The sequence below is a fragment of the Pantoea sp. CCBC3-3-1 genome (assembly GCF_007981265.1).
Taxonomy (GTDB): domain Bacteria; phylum Pseudomonadota; class Gammaproteobacteria; order Enterobacterales; family Enterobacteriaceae; genus Erwinia.
Map to the genome: position 1 here is coordinate 594,088 of NZ_CP034363.1, position 19,440 is coordinate 613,527.

General features: G+C 53.8%; 17 protein-coding genes. 8 read left to right on the forward strand and 9 right to left on the reverse strand.

The features are described from left to right. The first annotated feature begins 99 nt into the window (after positions 1 to 99). On the forward strand, positions 100 to 1,338 hold the full coding sequence (locus tag EHV07_RS02630) for a LysR family transcriptional regulator (protein WP_147194715.1): 1,239 nt from the start codon (positions 100 to 102) through the stop codon (positions 1,336 to 1,338). Between the two features lie 69 nt (positions 1,339 to 1,407). Here EHV07_RS02630 and aroQ read toward each other — a convergent pair whose 3' ends face one another. From aroQ to EHV07_RS02650, 4 genes are read right to left on the reverse strand one after another with little or no spacing between them, the layout of a single operon-like run. Beyond that, positions 1,408 to 1,839, reverse strand: coding sequence for a type II 3-dehydroquinate dehydratase (aroQ, locus tag EHV07_RS02635; RefSeq protein ID WP_147194717.1), 432 nt, complete (start codon positions 1,837 to 1,839; stop codon positions 1,408 to 1,410). A 10-nt stretch (positions 1,840 to 1,849) separates the two neighbouring features. Beyond that, on the reverse strand, positions 1,850 to 2,674 hold the full coding sequence (locus EHV07_RS02640) for an amidohydrolase (RefSeq protein WP_147194720.1): 825 nt from the start codon (positions 2,672 to 2,674) through the stop codon (positions 1,850 to 1,852). Beyond that, complete coding sequence (locus EHV07_RS02645) at positions 2,674 to 3,933, reverse strand: gallate dioxygenase (RefSeq protein WP_147194723.1); 1,260 nt, start codon at positions 3,931 to 3,933, stop codon at positions 2,674 to 2,676. The genes EHV07_RS02640 and EHV07_RS02645 overlap by 1 nt, the downstream gene beginning before the upstream one ends. A gap of 15 nt (positions 3,934 to 3,948) precedes the next feature. Continuing rightward, positions 3,949 to 5,328 (reverse strand): aromatic acid/H+ symport family MFS transporter, encoded by a 1,380-nt coding sequence (locus EHV07_RS02650; protein WP_147194726.1) that lies wholly within the window; start codon positions 5,326 to 5,328, stop codon positions 3,949 to 3,951. Positions 5,329 to 6,214: 886 nt separating this feature from the next. Here EHV07_RS02650 and EHV07_RS02655 point away from each other — a divergent pair. From EHV07_RS02655 to EHV07_RS02665, 3 genes are all read left to right on the forward strand, one after another. Beyond that, positions 6,215 to 6,838: a carbonic anhydrase gene (locus EHV07_RS02655; RefSeq protein WP_147194728.1), complete on the forward strand. Its 624-nt coding sequence runs from the start codon at positions 6,215 to 6,217 to the stop codon at positions 6,836 to 6,838. Further along, the gene (locus EHV07_RS02660; RefSeq protein WP_147194731.1) at positions 6,835 to 8,304 is read left to right on the forward strand and encodes a SulP family inorganic anion transporter; all 1,470 of its coding nucleotides are present in this window, start codon (positions 6,835 to 6,837) and stop codon (positions 8,302 to 8,304) included. Before EHV07_RS02655 ends, EHV07_RS02660 begins: the two co-directional genes overlap by 4 nt. Positions 8,305 to 8,673: 369 nt before the next feature. Then, positions 8,674 to 9,783, forward strand: a complete 1,110-nt coding sequence (locus EHV07_RS02665) for an AI-2E family transporter (protein ID WP_147194734.1) — start codon at positions 8,674 to 8,676, stop codon at positions 9,781 to 9,783. Positions 9,784 to 9,892: 109 nt separating this feature from the next. On the opposite strand, the gene EHV07_RS02670 is transcribed toward EHV07_RS02665, so the two are convergent. The 5 genes from EHV07_RS02670 to EHV07_RS02690 all read right to left on the reverse strand — a co-directional run bounded on the left by EHV07_RS02670 (position 9,893) and on the right by EHV07_RS02690 (position 16,339). Then, positions 9,893 to 11,101, reverse strand: a complete 1,209-nt coding sequence (locus tag EHV07_RS02670; RefSeq protein WP_147194737.1) for an FAD-dependent oxidoreductase — start codon at positions 11,099 to 11,101, stop codon at positions 9,893 to 9,895. A 231-nt stretch (positions 11,102 to 11,332) separates the two neighbouring features. After that, positions 11,333 to 12,715 carry a DHA2 family efflux MFS transporter permease subunit gene (locus tag EHV07_RS02675; protein WP_147194740.1) on the reverse strand — a complete coding sequence of 461 codons (1,383 nt, stop codon included), beginning with the start codon at positions 12,713 to 12,715 and terminating at the stop codon, positions 11,333 to 11,335. Positions 12,716 to 12,743: 28 nt separating this feature from the next. Then, positions 12,744 to 13,724, reverse strand: coding sequence for a hypothetical protein (locus tag EHV07_RS02680; protein ID WP_147194743.1), 981 nt, complete (start codon positions 13,722 to 13,724; stop codon positions 12,744 to 12,746). Further along, entirely contained in the window at positions 13,721 to 14,863 is a 1,143-nt protein-coding gene (locus EHV07_RS02685) for a hypothetical protein (RefSeq protein WP_147194746.1), read from the reverse strand. The genes EHV07_RS02680 and EHV07_RS02685 overlap by 4 nt, the downstream gene beginning before the upstream one ends. Positions 14,864 to 14,911: 48 nt before the next feature. Continuing rightward, complete coding sequence (locus EHV07_RS02690) at positions 14,912 to 16,339, reverse strand: bifunctional 2-methylcitrate dehydratase/aconitate hydratase (RefSeq protein WP_147194749.1); 1,428 nt, start codon at positions 16,337 to 16,339, stop codon at positions 14,912 to 14,914. 440 nt (positions 16,340 to 16,779) lie between these two features. Between EHV07_RS02690 and EHV07_RS02700 the strand changes: the two genes are divergently transcribed. The 4 genes from EHV07_RS02700 to EHV07_RS02715 all read left to right on the forward strand — a co-directional run bounded on the left by EHV07_RS02700 (position 16,780) and on the right by EHV07_RS02715 (position 19,412). Next, a complete protein-coding gene (locus EHV07_RS02700) occupies positions 16,780 to 17,553 on the forward strand; it encodes an alpha/beta fold hydrolase (protein WP_147194756.1) in 774 nt (257 codons plus the stop codon). Positions 17,554 to 17,645: 92 nt separating this feature from the next. Beyond that, a complete protein-coding gene (locus EHV07_RS02705) occupies positions 17,646 to 18,209 on the forward strand; it encodes a peptidylprolyl isomerase (protein ID WP_147194759.1) in 564 nt (187 codons plus the stop codon). Between the two features lie 26 nt (positions 18,210 to 18,235). Beyond that, positions 18,236 to 18,562, forward strand: a complete 327-nt coding sequence (locus EHV07_RS02710; RefSeq protein ID WP_147194761.1) for a hypothetical protein — start codon at positions 18,236 to 18,238, stop codon at positions 18,560 to 18,562. A gap of 10 nt (positions 18,563 to 18,572) precedes the next feature. Continuing rightward, positions 18,573 to 19,412, forward strand: coding sequence for an MBL fold metallo-hydrolase (locus tag EHV07_RS02715; RefSeq protein WP_147194764.1), 840 nt, complete (start codon positions 18,573 to 18,575; stop codon positions 19,410 to 19,412). Positions 19,413 to 19,440 lie beyond the last annotated feature (28 nt).

Consider the following 19,440-nt stretch of genomic DNA (forward strand, 5'->3'; position numbering starts at 1 on the left):
GCTGGCACTCAGGGCGTTCTGGCGATAATTCATTTGTTTGCAGCAGGTATGCGTTTTATTTATAGTGCGGGTCAGATCAAGCTTTAAAAAGGGCGCGAAATGCCGCAGGAAATCACCCGAAGTGAGCTGGTAAACCTGATGCAAATCAGGGCGTTTGTGCAAGTTGTCAGTCAGGGAAGCGTGTCGAAAGCGGCCGATGAATTATTTCGTACTCAGTCTGCGGTAACCCGTGCAATTCGTGATCTGGAACTCACTTTGGCGGTACCGCTGTTCGAGCGTCACGCAGGCGGCATGCGTTTGACCGATCTCGGCAACTGCATTTTGCCGCGCGCCAAAAGGGCGATGGAAGAGTTGCATCTGATCCCGCATCAGCTGGCCCGCCTGTTAGCCAAAAGTAGCGATAAGGCCGAAGCGGAACCGCTGTGGCTTTATAACGTCCGGCGGCTGCAAATTTTTATCACGCTTTGCCAGACGCGCCATATGCAGTCGGTCGCTATGCAGCTTGGGCTAAGCCAGCCTGCGGTCAGTGCCGCGCTAAAAGTGTTGGAAAACGGGGCGGGAGTCGCGCTGCTGGAACGCACGCCGCACGGTATGGTGCCTTCGCTTGCCGGACGGGAGATTGAACCTGGGATCCGCAGGGCGCTGAACGAGCTGCGCCATATCCCGGCTGATATTGCGGCCAGAAAGGGGATCCTGACGGGCACGGTCAGAGTGGGCGCGCTGCCGCTGGGACGGACGCGCCTGTTGCCTCAGGCCATTGTCCGGCTGACCGAACGCTATCCGGGGATCAAAGTCGTCACCAGCGAAAGTGCCTGGGGCATGCTGGCTGCGGAAATGCGCTCGGGCGATATCGATTTTATTTTTGGCGCGCTGCGTAACACCCTGGATATCAGAGACATCAGCAGCGAGACGCTGTTCTCGGAAGAGATGGTGCTGGTGGCGAGGCGCGATCATCCGCTGGCAAAAAAGGCCGACATTATGCAGGCATTGCCCCAGGCGCGTTGGGTGCTGCCTCGTTCCGCCACGCCCGCGCGCAGCCTGCTGAATAACTGCTTCGTCGCCATGGGGATCCCCGCGCCCGATCCGGTCATCGAGAGCGGCGACCTGGCTTTGGTGCGTGGCCTGCTGCGTGACTCAGATATGCTGGCAGCCGTGTCCCGCCATCAGCTGGAAGTGGAGCTGGCTTCGGGCGAGCTGATCGCGCTGCCGATCCCGCTGCCCAATACAAACCGTCCTATCGGCCTGAGCTACCGCACCGGCTGTCTGCATTCTCCTGCCGCAGACGCGCTGATTGGCTTTCTGCGCGAGGTCTGCCAGGCAGAAGGCCGCTTTGAATAACAGATCGCCTGCGGGAAGCCAACGGCTGCTGTCATTCTCCCGGCACGCCGTCATAAAAGGGCTGAAATGTTATTCCACCCTGGCGGCCTCCATCAGCGCATAGCGATAGCCGCGAATGCCATAACCGCAGATCACCCCTTGCGCCACATCCGAAAGGTAAGAGTGATGGCGGAACGGTTCGCGCTTATGCACGTTAGTAATGTGTACTTCCCACAGCGGCAGAGCAACGCCCGTTACCGCATCGCGGATAGCGACTGAAGTGTGGGTCCAGGCGGCGGGGTTGATCACCAGCGCCTGCGCCTGATGGCGCGCCTGCTGGATCCAGTCGATCATTTCGCCTTCGTGGTTGGTCTGGCGGAAGTCGATAGCGATATCCAGTTCAGCAGCGGTGGCCCGGCATAGTTGCTCTACCGTGGCCAGCGTATCGCTGCCGTAGGTTTGCGGCTCCCGCGTACCCAGTAAATTCAGGTTTGGCCCGTTCAGGACAAAAACAGTTTTCATTGGTCTCTCCTCAGTCATCAAAGCCAAAAAGGCGATACGGCGTCTCCCACATCACCTGGCGACGCGTGTTCATCTCAGGGATCAGCTTCTCCATCAGCATCAGTTGGGTGCCCATCTCCATCCTTTCAGTGGCGCGCAGAAACGGCCAGTCGGATCCCCACATGCAGTTTTCAGCCCCGAAGGCTTCCAGCAGCGCCAGAAGATAAGGCTGGGCATCGCGCCACGGATAAGCCTGGCGGGAAAATTTCGCCAGCCCGGAAAGCTTGACGAAGGTGCGCTGCTGACCGGCCAGTGAAAGCAGAGCCTGAAACGCGGGCTGATCCAGCCCGGCATTGACCTCAGGACGGCCGCTGTGGTCGAACAGCAGCCTGGTGCGCGTGCGTTTCAGCAGCGGCATCAACGCCAGCAGCTGGTCGTCCTGCACCTGAACCTGCGCGAACATATCCAGTTCTGCCAGGCGGCCCATCAGTCCATCCAGCTGAAGAAAAGGCGCGGTGCCAAGCATGGCGACATTAAAAGCGATGCCGACCACCCCCTGGCTTTTCAGCGTTGCCAGCGTCTCGCTGTCGACGTCGAAGCGGGTGACGGCAATGCCTTTATGCCGTCCCTGGCCCTGTTGCAGCGTGTCCAGCAAACAGCGGTTATCGGTGTTGTAAGCCGAGGTTGGCCCGACAATCAGCGAATGGCGAATGTTGTAGGCTTCCATCGCCGCACGATAACCGGCCGGCGTCGCCAGCTCGTGGCCCGCCGGCTGATAGCTGCTGGAGGCATCGTAAGGAAAGCGCGCCGGATCGAAGACGTGATGATGGCAGTCGATAACGGGAAAATCATTCATCAGGCTGATTTCCCCGCGACGGAATAGAGCACCTGCTGATTACGCGTTTTCTGGAACTCTTCCAGCGACAGACCGCGCATCGCCGAGTAGATGTGCAGGTTGGAGACGCCGACCACCGCACCCAGTTTTTCCAACAGGAAAAAGCTGACGCCATAATGGATCATGCCACGCCAGTCCAGTTCGCTAAGCAGCCGACGCTCTTCTTCGGTGAGCTTTGCCTCTTCATATAAGCCAGCAGGATCCTGACGGAAACGCTCGCGCCAGGCGGGCTGGATCATGTTGTGCAGGAAGCGATTGATCCGCAGCGCTTTCAGGCTGCGCGCCTGCGTAAAGGGATAGGTGCCGGGCAGTTTTTCCACGCCGCTAAGCTGCAAATTGATCTTGTCCCGCTGACGCTGCTGAACGTCGAACGGCGCTTCCCGGGCCTGATTTTCGAGGATCAGCGTGGCGATGCCGGTCATGGAAGGCAGATAGTAAGCCTGATGAAGTTTCTCAACGTTGGCCGACAGCGCGCCGCGCATCACCAGCCACATGATCACCTCTGCGCCTTCAAGGCCGCCAAGCGTGGCGTACTCTGCCAGGGTGATTTCCGTCAGGCGCTCGGGATCGTTAACCAGCATGTCGACAAACTGCGCATCCCATTCGGGATTATTAAAGCCGCAGCGCTCGCCGTGCACCTGATGAGATACGCCGCCGGTGGCTACGATAGCAACCTTAAGATCCTGCGGAAAACTCTCTACCGCACGCCGCAGCGCCTGGCCCAGCTTGTAGCAGCGACGGGCGCTGGGGATCGGGAATTGCAGCACGCCAATCTGCAAAGGCACTACCTGCATCGGCCAGCCGTTTTCGCAAGGCAGCAGCGCCGAGAGCGGCGAGAACAGGCCGTGATCCAAGGGTTTATCCTGGAAGAAGGACATATCAAATTCGTCGGCCATCAGGCTGGCACCAATATGTTGAGAAAGCTCAGCATGGCCTTTGATCGGCGGCAAATCGCGCGGGCCGCCGCCCTCATCGGCAACCGCATAGCTGTCATCAATGCCCAGCGTGAAAGCCGAGTAGTGATCGAAAAAGAAGGACGTCACGTGATCGTTAAACACGTAAACCAGCACGTCGGGTTTTTTCTCCTCCAGCCAGCGCTGCATCGGCGCAAAACCATCAAAAATCGGCGCCCAGGCACCTTCCTGCTGCTTGTTATGGTCGACCGCAAAGCCGATGGTCGGGGTATGTGATACCGCCAGTCCGCCTATAATTTTTGCCATTTCAGACCTCTTCACTTATCGGTTATTCATCGTGCGCGACAGGGCAGGCAGATCGTTAAGCTCCACGCCTTTGATCTGTCGGGTAACCTGCGCGTGTTGATGTTGAGTAATAGAAAGCGCTGCTAACAAAGCAGGCAGCGACAAAATGATAAAAATGCTGGTTTGTCCCGGGAACACGCCCAGCAGTACGCCACCCAGCGACGAGCTGAGGATGGCGCCGCTACGGCCGATGCCGTGCATCCAGCAGACGCCGGTGGCGCGCATTTCTGTCGGGTAAAAGGCGGGAGAGAACGCTTGCAGGCCGGTTTGCGCGCCGTTAATACAGAGGCCGCTGACAAAGACCAGCGCCGCCAGCACGGTAGGACCAAAGCCCCAAATGCCTTGTGAAAGCAGGCACAGGCAGCCAGCAAGATAAAATGCGCCGATAACATATTTCGCCTTCAGGCGATCCATCAGGCCGCCGACCATCAGGCCGCCAACGGTGCCGCCAAGCTGAAACAGCCCGGCGACGATAGCCGCCCGTTCCAGTGAAACGCCGCCGGAACGCATAATCGTCGGCAGCCAGCCGTTCAGCAGATAGATAACAAACAGGCCCATAAAATAGGTCAGCCACAACACCAGCGTACCGCCCGCATAGCCACGGCTGAACAGTTGCAGCACCTGGGCTTTTTTAGGCACGATCGGCGCGGAAAGCACGAAGGCGGTTGCTGCCGTAAACTGGCCGCCCAGACGATTCAGCGTGATGGCTATTTTCTCCCGGCTGACGTTGCGCACCACCATATACATCGCCGACTCGGGCAGGAGCCAAACCAGCAGCGGTAGCATCAGTAGCGGGATGGCGCCGCCAAACAGTAAAACCGACTGCCAGCCAAAGTGGGGCACCATCCCGGCAGCAATAAACCCGCCAAGGCCGGAACCGATATTAAAGCCGCTGTACATCAGGGTGATCATCAGGCTGCGTCGACGTTCTGGCATATATTCTGACACCAGCGTAACGCAGTTGGGCATGACGGCGCCCAGCCCCAAACCGGTCAGAAAGCGTAACAGCGCCATCTCGACGGGCGAACGGGCAAAGGCGCTGGCGAGGCTGAAGCAGGCAAAGCAGGCGATGGAAAGCAGCAGGATTTTCTTACGACCCAGCTTATCTGACCAGGGACCGGCAACCAGTGCGCCAATGGCAACGCCAAACATCGCCGCGCCCAGGATTGGCCCCATTTCAGCCCGGGAGATCCCCCAGTCTTCAATCAGCGCCGGGGCGATAAATCCCATCACGGCGGCATCGTAGCCGTCAAAAAGGATGATGATGAAGCTCAGGGCCAGGATCAGCCATTGTCTGGTCGAGATGGAACGGGAATCGATCCATGCCTTTACGTCGACAACGTCGCGATTGCTCATAGGGTACGCTCTCTGTTTTTTTTATTAATCCGTGATCGGCTTAAAAAAAAATCAACCCATCCCGGATTGACTGACGATGTTTTTATAATTATTGAAGGTAAGTGCTCTTTGTTTTTTCATTTCAAAACAGCATCTTATATAAAATAATATTTTCAATGCCATAACCAAGTTAGGCGGCACCCCGCACTTTGTCTGCCATAAAATGGTTATAGAGCCATGAGTTTTGTTTATTGTGTGAGGCATATCGTTCTTTCTGACGTTGACCGGGACTGCGCGTTGGCAGGCAGCGATAAACGCGTACAGGTCAGCAAGGAGAGTGGGTAAACAGATTTATAAGGTACTGAACGGAGAGGGCTGCCTGAAATTAATTTGTAAAGATGTTAAAATATTTCCAGTTATTTCTGACGATTATTGATAAATGGCGTTATTACTATCTGCCTTATTTGTCCATTGCGAAATAAAGCAAAATATAACCCTGTCAGGACAAGGTTTTTAAATTTCCATTGCAGAGAGCAGCAAATAAAGAGACGTGAGTCCTGAATTTATTATCAGGTTAAACAATAGCTATTTCTTATGCTTAATTATTATTCTCAATTCATTTGAATTTAACTCTATGATTTTAATGATGTTTTGTATAAAAATAAAACTCCTGGCGGTACTGCCAAAAAAACGACTTTCAGGGAAGTTAATTTAAGAAAAATTACATTACTTATTCTGCTTAATGCCAGGATTAATCTTATTATTTATTTGGTGTTAAAAATGTTAGAACTTATTACAGCAGTTATGTACATACTGATGTTGAGGCGTTCCCTCATCTTTAACACTACCTGTCATTTATTTCTGGCGCTTTGGACTATTCCTGACGGACTGAAAGAGAGACTGTACTTTGACGACCCTAAAACCCCTGTTAGCGAAAAACCGCAGTTGGGCCTTGCAGTGCCGCCAACGCAATTCTCAATACTTCCAAAAAAATGTGCTTTCACAGCAGCCGCATTCATTATGGATTGGCTGTTCAGACAGCCGTGTCCCTGCCGAAGTGCTGACCGGTTCGCATCCCGGTGAACTGTTTGTACATCGCAATATCGCCAATATGGTCGCCAGCCATGACGATAATTTTATGAGCGTACTGCAATACGCCCTGGAATATCTCAAGGTTTCACGCATTGTGTTATGCGGCCACTACGGCTGCGGCGGCGTCCAGGCGGCTATTGCACTACCCACGCTTCCGCTGGCAGATGAAATTTCGCCGCTTGCCCGGCGTATTACCCAACTGCGTGAGGCGCTGGCAACCGGGCTTGCAGCAGCTCAGTCCATGGATGAAACGGCGCGCCTTAACCAGCTGGTTGAGGTCAACGTGCTGGCGCAGTTCGCGCATCTGGTGGGGACTGAGCCGGTGAAGAAAGCGTGGCAGGCAGGCGTGGAACTGGATGTTTTCGGTTGTGTGTATGACCTGCAAACCGGGCATCTGAAAGAGCTTATCCAGCAAAATGCAGAGGTAACTTCACCATGAATCTGTCCACCCTTCGTAAGGATATTCCTGCCGGTCTTGTGGTCTTTCTGGTCGCGCTGCCGCTCTGTCTGGGCATCGCGCAGGCCAGCGGGCTTCCACCCTTTGTCGGGCTGCTAACCGGTGTAATCGGTGGCCTGGTGGTGACCACCTTCAGCCCGTCAAAGTTTGCTGTTAGCGGCCCGGCCGCAGGACTGGTCACTATCGTTACCGGCGCCATTGAAACACTGGGATCGTTTTCTGCGCTGCTGCTGGCGCTGATTATTGCGGGCGTGCTGCAATTTTTACTGGGCGCTGTCCGTGCCGGGCGCTTTATCACTCTGGTGCCGGGAACGGTGATCAAAGGGATGCTGGCGGCAATCGGTATTTTGCTGATTATTCAGCAAATCCCGGTAGCGTTTGGCGCGGGCGAAGAGAATGAGGTGGACGGACTGGCCATTGCTGGCGCGTTCAGCATTTCGATCTCTGCAATCGTCGTCTCCGGTGCTGGTCTGTTAATTTTATGGGCCTGGGGAACCCGCGCCGTGAAGAAGAGCAGGGTGCTGGGCTGGATCCCCGGCCCGCTGGTGGCCGTGTTGTTTGGCTGTATGGCGACGGTGCTTGGTGACCGCCTGTTTCCTGAACTGGTCAGTCACTTGCCGCGTATTTCACTGCCTGCGTTCGACAGCCTGCAGGCGCTGACCGGCGAGCTGCAAACGCCGAACTGGGCGGCCTGGCAAAATCCGGCGGTCTATATGGTCGCGGTGACGCTGGCAATTGTGGCCAGTCTTGAAACGCTGCTGAGCCAGGAAGCGCTGAAAAAGCTTCGTCCGCAAAATCCGCCGCCTTCACCTGATAAAGAGATGCGCGCGCAGGGGATTGGCAATCTGGTAAGCGGTTTTTTGGGCGGTTTACCCATTACGGCGGTGATTGTACGCAGCTCGGTAAACGTTAGCGCGGGCGCGCAGAGTAAGATCTCCATCCTGATCCACGGCGTGCTGCTGCTGGTTTGTGGGCTTTACTTCAGCAATTTACTGAACGCAATTCCGCTCGCCAGCCTGGCAGCGGTACTGCTTTACACCGGCTATAAGCTTGCCACGCCAAGACTGTTTGTTGAGCATGCCCGCCATGGTGCACAGCAGCTGGTGCCGTTCCTCGCCACCATCGGCGGTATCCTGGTGTTTGGCATGCTGGCAGGGATCGGGATTGGTCTGGTAACGCAGGTGCTGTTCAGTATTTATAAAAGCCATCACAACGCGCTGATGCTGACGCGCTATGACGACCACTATGTGCTGCGTTTTCAGCAGAACCTGACGTTTATGCACAATCCTCGCCTGAAAGGATTGCTGGCCGAGATCCCGGAAAATAGCGTGGTGATCGTCGATCACGACAACGCGGAATATCTGGATCCCGATGTTAAAGCGGTATTGAAGGATTTCGGCGAGGGCGCGAGTCAGCGAGGCATTGTGCTGAACCAGTGGCCGGTATAATTGGCCTGAGCGCAGTGCCTGGTGGTAAAAGGCTGGAGCACGCACGCATTTTTGTTATCTGGCGATGAAGAAAGAAGCGGAACGGAATAGACTGCGTGCCGGGTGCTCTGGATCTTTTGGTCCTGAGCCCAGGCAAGGGATGAAAAGAGAAAGGCCCCACCTGAAATAAATCAACGTGAGGCCAACCCTTATGCCTGGCAACATAAAGGTAGCCTTTTACCTGCTGAAAAGCAACGGAGGAGGAAGCCAGTGAAGGCGCCAAAATTTGCCCTGCTGTGCCATGATCCATGAGCACCCTTCCCTGGTATTGCAAAAGCGGCGATGCGTTCTATGCTACGGGAGCAAAATTGCAGTTTTTGAGGGAAGAAGATGAGATTCAACGGCCTGACAAAGGGATTTTTTATCCTGATCCTGTTTATAACTACTCTGGCTTTTCTTGATATTTTAAGGCCGTACTACTCCGCAGTGCTGTGGGCAGCCATTCTGGCAGTGATTTTCCATCCGATGAAGAACAAGCTTCGTCAGTACATGGGAGAGCGCAACGGACTGGCCTCGTTCCTGACCGTGGTGGTGATTTGCCTGCTGGTGATCACGCCGCTGGCGGCGGTCGCGTCTTCGCTGGCGATAGAGCTGAATGCGGTTTACACCAAGTTGCAAAACAATAATACCCAGCTGCCGGGGATGTTAGCCGATGTGATGCAGCACCTGCCGCGCTGGGCTCGCCACTCTCTTGCCGAGCATCAGCTTGATACTGCGCCGCGTATCCAGCAAAAGCTGTCGCAGGTGGCGCTTCAGGGCGGACAATATTTTGCCGGCAGCATATTCCTGATTGGTAAAAGCAGCCTGGGCTTCGCGCTCGGCTTTGGCATCATGCTCTATTTGCTGTTTTTCCTGTTAAAAGATGGCGCGTGGCTGGTCAACGTTATCCTGCGTAGCCTGCCGTTAACCCGGTATGTTAAGCATCATCTGCTGGTGAAATTCGCCGCCGTATCGCGAGCGACGGTAAAAGGAACGGTGGTGGTAGCGGTGGTCCAGGGCGTGCTTGGCGGCCTGGCATTTCACTTCACCGGCATCGAGGGCAATCTGCTGTGGGGCGCGCTTATCGGCTTCCTGTCGCTGATCCCCGCTGTCGGTTCAGCCATTATCTGGGTGCCTGTCGCCGCTTACTTTTTCTTCTCGGGTATGCTGTGGAAAGGGTTTTTCCTTGTGGGCTTTTTCGTCGTGGTTATCGGGCTGGTGGATAACATCCTGCGACCGCTGCTGGTCGGAAAGGACACGAAAATGCCGGACTATCTGATCCTGATTTCAACGCTGGGCGGCATGGAAGTCTACGGCATCAATGGTTTCGTGATTGGTCCACTGATTGCCGCCATGTTTATTGCCTGCTGGAACCTGCTTTCCGGGCGGGATCATCAGGGCAACAGCGATGAGATAGATGAAGAGTTTATTGAGGAAGGGAAAACGCCGCCGGGCGTCTGATTCATCACCCTGCGGCCTCAGAGTCGTTTCAGACTGCTGACAAACTCAAAGCGGGTTCCTTGCGCCAGCACTATGTCAACAACCTCAAGCGGCCTCGGGGCCGCTTTTTTTATAGCCCTTTTGGGATTTCGCGATAAAAACCCATCCCTATCAGGCGACCAAACAGGAACGGCAGAAACTTCCTTCGACGTAGCCACAGTTCCATACTGCCTGGCGGCTTGCTGCGCTTCTTCTGTCCGGCTTTGCTAATCATGATTTGCAGTGTTTGTGTCGCCCAGGTTGGGAAGGCACGGCGCTTCTGCACTTTTTGCAGATCTTTCAGCGTCAGGGTGCCTTTTTTCAACGGTGCTGAAAGCAGGTTTGCGGTCGCTACCGCATCCTGAATCGCCAGGTTAACGCCGACGCCACCGATAGGCGACATCGCATGAGCCGCATCGCCAATGCATAGCAGACCAGGCTTCGCCCACTGCTGCAAACGATCGATGCGGATGACCAGCAGCTTAACCCGATCCCAATCGGTAATATCGGCCTGAAGTCGCCCGGCGCTAAAGGGCGAGGCAGCGGCAACCTGCTGTAAAAAAGCAGACAATCCAGCCTGCTTCAGCACGTTAAGGCTCTCTTTCGGGATGGAGTAACCACACTGCCAGTAATCTCCCCGATCGATCATAATGAAATTCTTCTTCGGCCCACGATGCCCCATCGACCACTCCGGATCGTCGGGCAGTTTAGCCACCTTCAGCCACAGCACATCACGAGGCGCGCCAAAGTTCTGAACGGTTAAACCTGCATGCTGGCGAACGGCGGAGTGACGGCCATCACAGCCAATTACCAGCTCGCTGCGAATTTCCTGCGGCTCGCCGTTAACGGTGGCTTTTACGCCGCATACTTTCCCCTGTTCCTCGATCAGCCCATCCACCTGCGCGTTATGAATAAGCGTAAAGCCCGGCAGCAACGCGGCTTTAGCGCTGATAAAATTAAGGAAATCCCACTGCGGCATAAAAGCGATGTACTTGCAGTGGGTGGGAAGATGGGTGAAATCGGCCATTGTGGCCTCTTTCCCGTCGATTTCGCCAAACAGCCTTTCGGCTTTCTGATGCGGCAATGTCAGGAACTCATCCAGAAACCCCAGCCGCCAGATAATCTCCAGCGTGGAAGGATGAATCGTATCGCCCCGAAAATCCCGCAGGAAATCCGCATGCTTTTCCAACACCGTTACCGGAATACCGTTGCGCGCCAGCAGATAACCCAGCATAAGCCCGGCCGGGCCTGCGCCCACGATGCAGCAGGAAGAAGGGGAAGTGGTACTGCTCTGACTCATTGAAACCGCCTGGACAAAAATGCATAGTTGATAATAGTTATCATTTGCCGGGAAGAAGATCAAATGTCCTGGAAAAGAAAACCCGGTGGGCGGCAGACCTTTAAAGAGAGCCGGTCTTAGTGATTTTACTTGAGCAGTGCTGTCAGGTTTTCCGCCACTCTGGCGGTGCTGTCGCTACTGGGATCGGTAGCGACAGCTTTTGATTATGCGTGAAGAGAAGTGGCTGAACGTTTATCGCTGCAGGCGCAGCATGCTGGAGAAGGCCGATAGCGCTGATATCAGGCAGGCCAGTCCAAACACCCAGACGGCGAACTGCATACCTGCATGACTGTTCAGCCCGTTCAGCAGGGCAATCACCATCGCCACCAATGCCGCTCCGATCGATTGTCCGGCAGTCCTGGCCGTCGACAAAACACCAGAGGCCGTTACCGTGCGATTCGCTGCGACATTCGAAAACATCTCTTTATTATTTGGCGGCAGGAACAGCCCATAGCCGATCCCGCAGACGGCTACCCGCCAAAGGAAATCATTGACCGTTGCAGCTTCCGGCAGCAAAGCCAGCGATCCCAGGCCCACGCAGAAAATCACCACGCCGACGGTGGAGATCTGAGTCGCATTTAAACGGTTAGAGAGTTTTCCAGCGAGCGGAGCACAGATGGCAACGGCAATCGGCCACGGGGTGAAGATAAACGCGGCTTCCAGCACGGAATAGTGGAAGGCATGCTGCAAAACAAACGGCAAACCGACCAGCGCCATCCCCTGCGCCACAAACATTGAGAGGGAAGAGATCACCGCAAAGGTATATCGCCGGGAATGAAATATATCAAGAGGCAGCAGTGGATGCTTTGAACGCCTCTGTGCGTTAACAAAGATGGCGATCAGCACTACCGACGCGATGCCGCACAGCACGAGCGTGCGACTATCCCAGCGTCCGATTTGATCGACAGCGACAACCATCAGACCTAATGCGGCGGCTGAAGTAACGGCACCTCCCCAGTCAAAGCCTTTTTCCCGTTCGGTATCCACGCCCAAAGAGACAAACGAGAACACAATGGCAAGCGCGCCCAGCGGGAGATTGATATAGAATAGCCAGGGCCAGGAGAGGTAAGAGATGATCAGGCCGCCCAGCGCAGGCCCAATGGCTGTCCCCACCGCAAACGCCAGCGCGTTCAGCCCTAATATCGTGCCCAACGTACTTGGCGGAAAGATAACCCGGTAGAGGCCCAGTCCGACGCTGATCATAACGGCATAGCTTATCCCCTGGAGCACCCGCATCGCCACCAGGACGCCGAAGGTTGAAGAGAGGCTACAGCCCAGCGACGCCAGCGTAAACAGTATCATCCCCGCCGTGTAGAAGCGCCGTTCCCCAATCCGGGAACCCAACGAGGCACAAATCAACATCGCCGCCGCGCTGGCAACCTGATAGCCGTTGGTAACCCAGATAACAGACGCTGAATCCACCTGTAAGGCAGCGGCGATAGAGGGCAGGGAAATATTAACGATGGAGCTGTCGAGCGCGGCCATAATAACGCCGATTAAAATAGCCGCTGCCGCCAGATAGCGTCTTGGTGTCTCGAATCCTTGTTCCAGGGTACTGCTGCTTACCAACGACATATCCTTAACGTCCTATAGTGGATGGGAATTACGCACAGAGGCTTTCAGTCTCTACATTCGCCCCTTCAAGGTAAGCCACCAGGCCCAGCATCAGCACCTCTTCGGGGCTGGCTACTACCGGGGAGCGTGGTACTTTCCAGAGATTTTTACTGCCGTTGATACGGATACTTCTCAGGAAGCAGTAGGTGGTGAGCACGTAGAACCGATTCCGCATACTTTCTCCCATCAGCGGCAGCAGGCCGGCAATTCCTCCCAGTTCCGGGATACCGCCGAGAATATTGCCGTAGTCGGGTTTCGCCAGCACGAACATCAATGCGTCAGCCATCGGCACCATTTTCACCGCATCCTTCACTTCGGCGGCAAGTTCGTGCCAGAACGAAAAGGCGAATCGGGAGAAGCCGAAAAGCGGATCAAGCCCCCGCACCGAAAAATCAGGATCGATAAAGCGGGTTTGGGCGTGTTCTTCGTTGTAGAGCACATTGCCAAAGTGAAAATTGAAGTGGGCTTTTTCCACCGATCTGAATTTTTCGGTTTGAGCCAGCTCCAGCGACTTTTCAAAGATTTCACGCGCGGTTTTATTGAATTTCGCGCCGTTAAGCAGGATCGGTTTATCGAACAGGTCGTGTGCGAAACGCGTGCCTTCCCACTCTTCCCGTAATCTTGCTGGCATATCGTCGAACGTAGCCTGCTGGTTATCCATCTCCATGCCGATGGCTCGCTGGACGTTTTCCAACGCATTGATAACGATCATCCTGCGTTCAGCCAGTGGCCGCCGATCGTCAAACACAATATTTGACAGAGGAAGGGCGTCGATCTTTTCAAGAATATAGAACTGCCGTCCCGCAGCCTGTCCGTCATGCAGGATCGGAACCATCAGATCCGGATAGATATCGTGTAGCGCGCGTATTTGATCGACTTCGGCTTTCAATTTGCCGTTGAACATGGCGGAACTGGCCGTCTTAACGACAAAGCCTGAACTCAAAAGATCAACCGTATGGGAGCGGGTCATTTTTCAATCTCCTGAAAAGTGGCGACGGGTAGGCCAAGCGCGATGCTGCGTGCGACTGCGCGAACAACGGCGCTATAGCCAACCGTATTGTTCACGAACGACTGAACGATAATCTCACTCAAGTTCTGGTTTGCCAGCCAGGCCGGACGGAGAATGAGCAGGTGATTCTTATCGGTGAGGATAGTTGAGCATCTGCGCTCCCAGGCATAGGCACGGCTACCCAAAGGCGTTTGGGATGCCCTGACAACATGCGGATGCGTTTCGCTCACGCGCGCGATCGCCGCCTCGATAAGGCCGAGGCTCAACGCACCGCTGTCCTTGACGATAAAACGGTTAATCTGATAGCCGGGCGCATGCACAGGGGCGCGTAACGACACGGTATTCACTAATGGCGCCCACGGCATCACCTTTTCCTGGCTCATGGCGATTTGTGAGAAGCTTGGACGGAGATTGTCGCGTGCATCCTGCATGCGCCCCTCAAAAGATCGCGTGCCGAGCACGCCGTTAGGCGTATCAGGATGCACGATATCGGTTTCTACCGAGACAATGTGCGAGGCGTTGCAATGAATGGCCCTTAGCGCCTCGGTTATGACACGCAGCGAGGCATGCATCCCATTTGTCTGGCAGGATCCGAGACAATACATGCCGGAATCGACCACCTTGCGCTGAATAGTGCCAATATCATCGCGGGTCAAATCTTCCAGACAGCCGTAGATACTCGGCAGCTCGTTCGCCTCTGCAACGCCCAGCACCACATCGGCGAGCTCCAGCATATTGCGGGCAACAGGGCTGTTCCTGTCCATATCCAGCTTGCTGGTGGCGATAAAGCCAATGTCGAAGCGGCCAATTTGTGATGGACGTTCTTTGGCCAGATCGCCAAAGAAGAAGTAAACTTCGCGACCGTCGATATTAAGCGTGTCGCTACTGATAATGTCGATACGGGACTGCATGCCGGGATGTGCCATTGCCAGGCGAGCAACAATGCCATCAATAGGGCGCAGATCAGGATAATGCTTATCTAAAGAAGGTGGATTTGTCACTACCGTTTGAATAGCGAAACCATCTTTTGCCGGATCGTTCTGAATCAGCAGGTTTGCGCCGATCTCTGCACCACAACCAACCAGTATTGCTTTTTTCACTTCATCACCTCGAGCTAAATTAACAGATATCGTTGTTTTTAATGCGATCTACAGCCAGCAGAACATCTTCAGGAAGTCGGTAACAGGCATCGCATCCAGCTTCGACTCTGAAACCAGGGTGTGGGACAGGGCCGATGAATGGTCGCGCAGCGGGCTGTTTGAAAGATTCAAATGGAATTTAGCCAATAGCGCCTCGAAACACTCTTCACGACGACGGACATGACCGAGCGGATATTCGATGGTTTCAGCGATCTCTTCCGTCATGCCGTGACATTTCAGGTAGAGCGCATTGGGAATGGCGCGTTTTTCCGGGTCGTAGTAGCTTTCGGTAAAGGAAGGTCGCTCAGTGCAGGTAATCTTCATGCGCAGTGCATCCAGCTGTGGATCGGAGGCGAGCGGTTCGTGAAAATCCTGAACGGAGAGATTGCCGGTTTGCAGGCCAACAGCAACCATATACTGAAGGCAGTGATCGCGATCGGCGGCGTTTTTCAGCGGCCCTGACTTATCAATAATCTGCATTGCCGGCCGCGTCGTTTCCACCCGGACATATTCAATGCTTTCAGGTGAGAATCCGGCGGCGACTATCCGCTCGCGCAGGTTAATGGCCGCTTCTACGGCGGTCTGCGCATGGTACTCAGCAGGATTGGGAACCTTGAACAGGATATTTTTGATGACAAAATCTGACAGCTTGCGCGACAGATTAAAGGGCTTGCCGCGTAAAACTGCATCATCGAACCCCCACCGGCTGACGGTAAGCGCGGTTGGATAGCCCATTTCGCCACTTTGGGCGAACAGCGCCAGTTGCAGCCCGCGTGCCGTCGCGTCACCCGCTGCCCAGGACTTGCGCGTGCCTGCATTTGGCGCATGCCGGTAGGTTCGGAGGGAATGGCCATCAATAATGGCGTTGGAAAGGGCGCTTAACGCCTGGTCTTTTGACAGGCCGAGCAGTTGAGCAGAGGCGATCGCCGAGGCCAGCTTGACCAGCACGACATGATCGATGCCCAACGCGTTAAAACAGTTCGACAGGCAGAGCACCCCATGAATCTCATAGGCGCGAATCATCGTGTTCAGTACGGCTGCCATATCTGGTTCCGGCTGGCTATCATCAGCCAGGCTACGCCATGCTGCGGCTGCCAGGATAGCGCCCAGGTTATCGGACGGATGTCCCCACTCCTGCGCCAGCCAGGTGTCGTTATATTCAAGCCAGCGGATCATCGAACCTGTCTGAAAGGCTGCCTCGATCGGTCCCAACTTTAACGCGGTCCCCATAACAGGAACACCCTCGCTGCTCTTGCTGAATTGCGCGCTACGCATCAGTTTTAAACAGTCACCATCGCTGGAGGCGGCAATCGCGCAGCCTGTAGAATCCAGCAGGCAAAACCGCGCCAGGCGTAAAGTCTCATCATCAAAGATTGACTGCTCATAGGCATAATCAACCAGTTCAACCATTACCTTATCAAATTCGGCCTGCGCCATAATTTATCCCATAAGCTAAAATAAATTTTCGGAAAAATAAGTAACAGCGACCCGCTACGGATATATGCAGAGAAGGGAAATCAACAGTGCTGCCCTGCGGTTAATCTCCGGGTCTTGTTCGCCAGATGTTATTTTTCATGTTAATAAAACGCCAGCGAATAAAATCGAGGCACTCATCGAAAATATGAATGTTCTGGCGATATTCTGAAAAATAAACGTTTTTCAACCGAGGGTTTATGAACAGGATTCAATAATTTCGATAGCGGCATCGAAATTATCCATTAGAGAGAAAACGGCGATTGCTCTATTAATAGAAGCGCCAGCATAGTCCTGTGGCCTGACAGAATTCACCGCCTACATCAGTAAAGATTGCTGGTTAAAATAGCGCAAGCGATGGAATTGGCGATACAGAAGAAAAAAATAAAAATGGGGAGTGTTGAATGTTTATTCGGCCGCTTAAATTAACTCAGTACGTCGACGTGCAGGGGCCAGAAAATGCGAAAACGTTGGTACTTCTTCATTCACTGGGAACGGATTTACACCTGTGGGATTTGCAAATGCCGCGGTTAACCGAGCGCTATCGCGTGGTGCGCCTGGATATCCGCGGACATGGATTAAGCGCAATTGATGCTCTGCCATTTTCCATGTCCGATTTGGCCGACGATGTCGTAGCCGCGCTCGATCACCTGCATATCAATGCGTTCTATGTTGCAGGGGTTTCAATTGGAGGAACCATAGCGCAGTGGCTCGGATTCAAGATACCCAAACGGGTGCTGGGAATGGTGATCGTCGATACTTCCCTGGTTAATGCCGCTCCGCCGTCGCTTTGGCGAGCCAGGGCTGAAGATGTTTTTCACCACGGTGTTGAACATCTCGAAATGGGCATTTTAAGTAAATGGGTCACGCCGAAGTTTATCGACACGCCAGAGGCAGACGGTCTGAAGCAGATGCTACGTCGTACCACCGTTGAAGCCTTCGCAGGATGCTCCTATGCCATCGCCGATACCGATCTGACAAACATGACTTTTCCACGAGTAAAAGCGGTTGTGGTGAGGGGAGCCGATGATCAGCTCACGCCACAGGATTACGCGCGGAGCCTGGCGGAAAAGTGGCATGCCGAGCTGCATATCATACCTGGAGCGGCGCATTTACCCAATTTCGAGCAGCCTGATGCGCTTACGCATGAAATCCTTTCGTTCATTGATGCGCACTGATAAGCCTTCCTGAGGGATGTACGAGCGCAGTTAATGAGCAAATTAAGCCCGGCAGAGGATAAAGATCCTGTCGTGCGATTGGAGTAAAACTGATGAATCGTCGGAAATTTATTGGCGGCGGCCTGGGCCTGTGCGCCGGTGCGCTGATCTTGCCTGGGATATTTAACCGGACAAATGACCAACAGGACCTCATTGAGATGAAGCTGAGCAGTGGGACAGTGATTATTAGCTTGTTTCCCGAGCTGGCTCCCAACCATGTGGAACGTATTAAAGCGCTGGTGCAGGCTAAGTTCTATGACGGCATGCCCTTTGCGCGAGTCATTGAAGGCTTTATGGCGCAAACAGGTAACCCGGTAAAAGAGGTGGGCCTGGATTATTTAAGGTTACCGAAGCTGGCGGCAGAATTGAACAGCCTGCCGTTCGAACGCGGAACCTTGGGTATGGCGAGATCCAGACATCTACACAGCGCCAGCCATCAGTTTTTTATTACATCCGCCAGATCGCGCTTTATGGATCAACGTTATACGGCTTTTGGCAAAGTAACGCGCGGCATGGAGCTGATTGATCAACTCCGCCGTGGAAATGCTGAAATCGGTACGGTGGTCAATCCTGACATTATAAAAAGTATGCGGTTAACCACGATTAACGCAGCGTAAATATTCATTCGCAGGAGCGAGGCAAGATGCCCAGTATTACCCTCTACACATCCGCAGGCTATCGGCTCAACGACAATGCCTTTGCAGAATTTTCAACCTCGTTAGCCACTATCGCTATGAAGATATTGAAAGCGAAAGAAAACAATATTCATATTAGTTACCTTACCGCTGAGATAGGTTTTGGTACACCGGTATACTTTGAAGCAAGGCTAAGGCAGGAAAATTTTCGTACCGTGCCGGTGTTGGAAGAATTTTTGTCGCAGGTCGATTTGTTGATTAGGGAAAAAATAGGAGTCGTCGCGAGAATCCGCTGTTTCTCGTATGAATTAAATAACATTTATGCAAAGAACTAAGGAACACACTATGAGTACTACATTTCCAACAATCGATCTCGGTGATATGTCGGTTACTGCAGTAAGCGACGGATATCTGCACGTTGACTTCGGAATGCTTTCTAATGTCAATGAAGCGGAGTGCGAAAAAATTCAGAGCGACGCGCAGGTAAACGGTCTTAATGATGTGCATATCAATACTTTTCTGGTACGTCGCAACGGCAAAAACATTCTGATTGACAGCGGAGCCGGTGGTATTAAGGGCTGGGGCGGCGGGTTGGTTGCTAACCTGGCGAAAATGGGCCTGGAACCCGGTAATATTGACGCGGTGCTTCTGACGCATGCTCATCCCGATCATATTGGCGGCTTACTCAATGCAGAAGGCGAGGCGGTATTTAGCAATGCCGAGCTGGTCATCAATAACGATGAGTATCGCTACCTCGAGGATGATAAAAACTTTGCGGCGGTAGCCGATCGGGTTAAGGGGAATTTCCTTCTGGCAAGAAGCATATTCAAAAAGTATCAGGAGAATCTCCGTCCGTGCGGGAAAGGTGAAGTGCTTCCTGGTATTTTTGCTACTCCGCTAAAAGGCCATACGCCAGGCCATACGGGCTACAGAATTGAAGGCAGTAAAGAAAGCCTGCTTATTTGGGGCGATATTGTCCATTTCCCACATATTCAACTGCTGAAGCCGGAAGTGACAATCGCCTTTGATTATGACGCTCAGGTGGCGGCAGAAACCCGTTCTCGCGTGCTCGATATGGTCAGTTCAGACCGTGTACTTGTCGGTGGCATGCATTTTGGAGAGCAGGGATTCGGCCATATTGAAAAATGGAAATCAGGATATGGGGTTGTAAATATCAAAGAATAAAAATTGCACAGAGCATTATGCTCTAAAA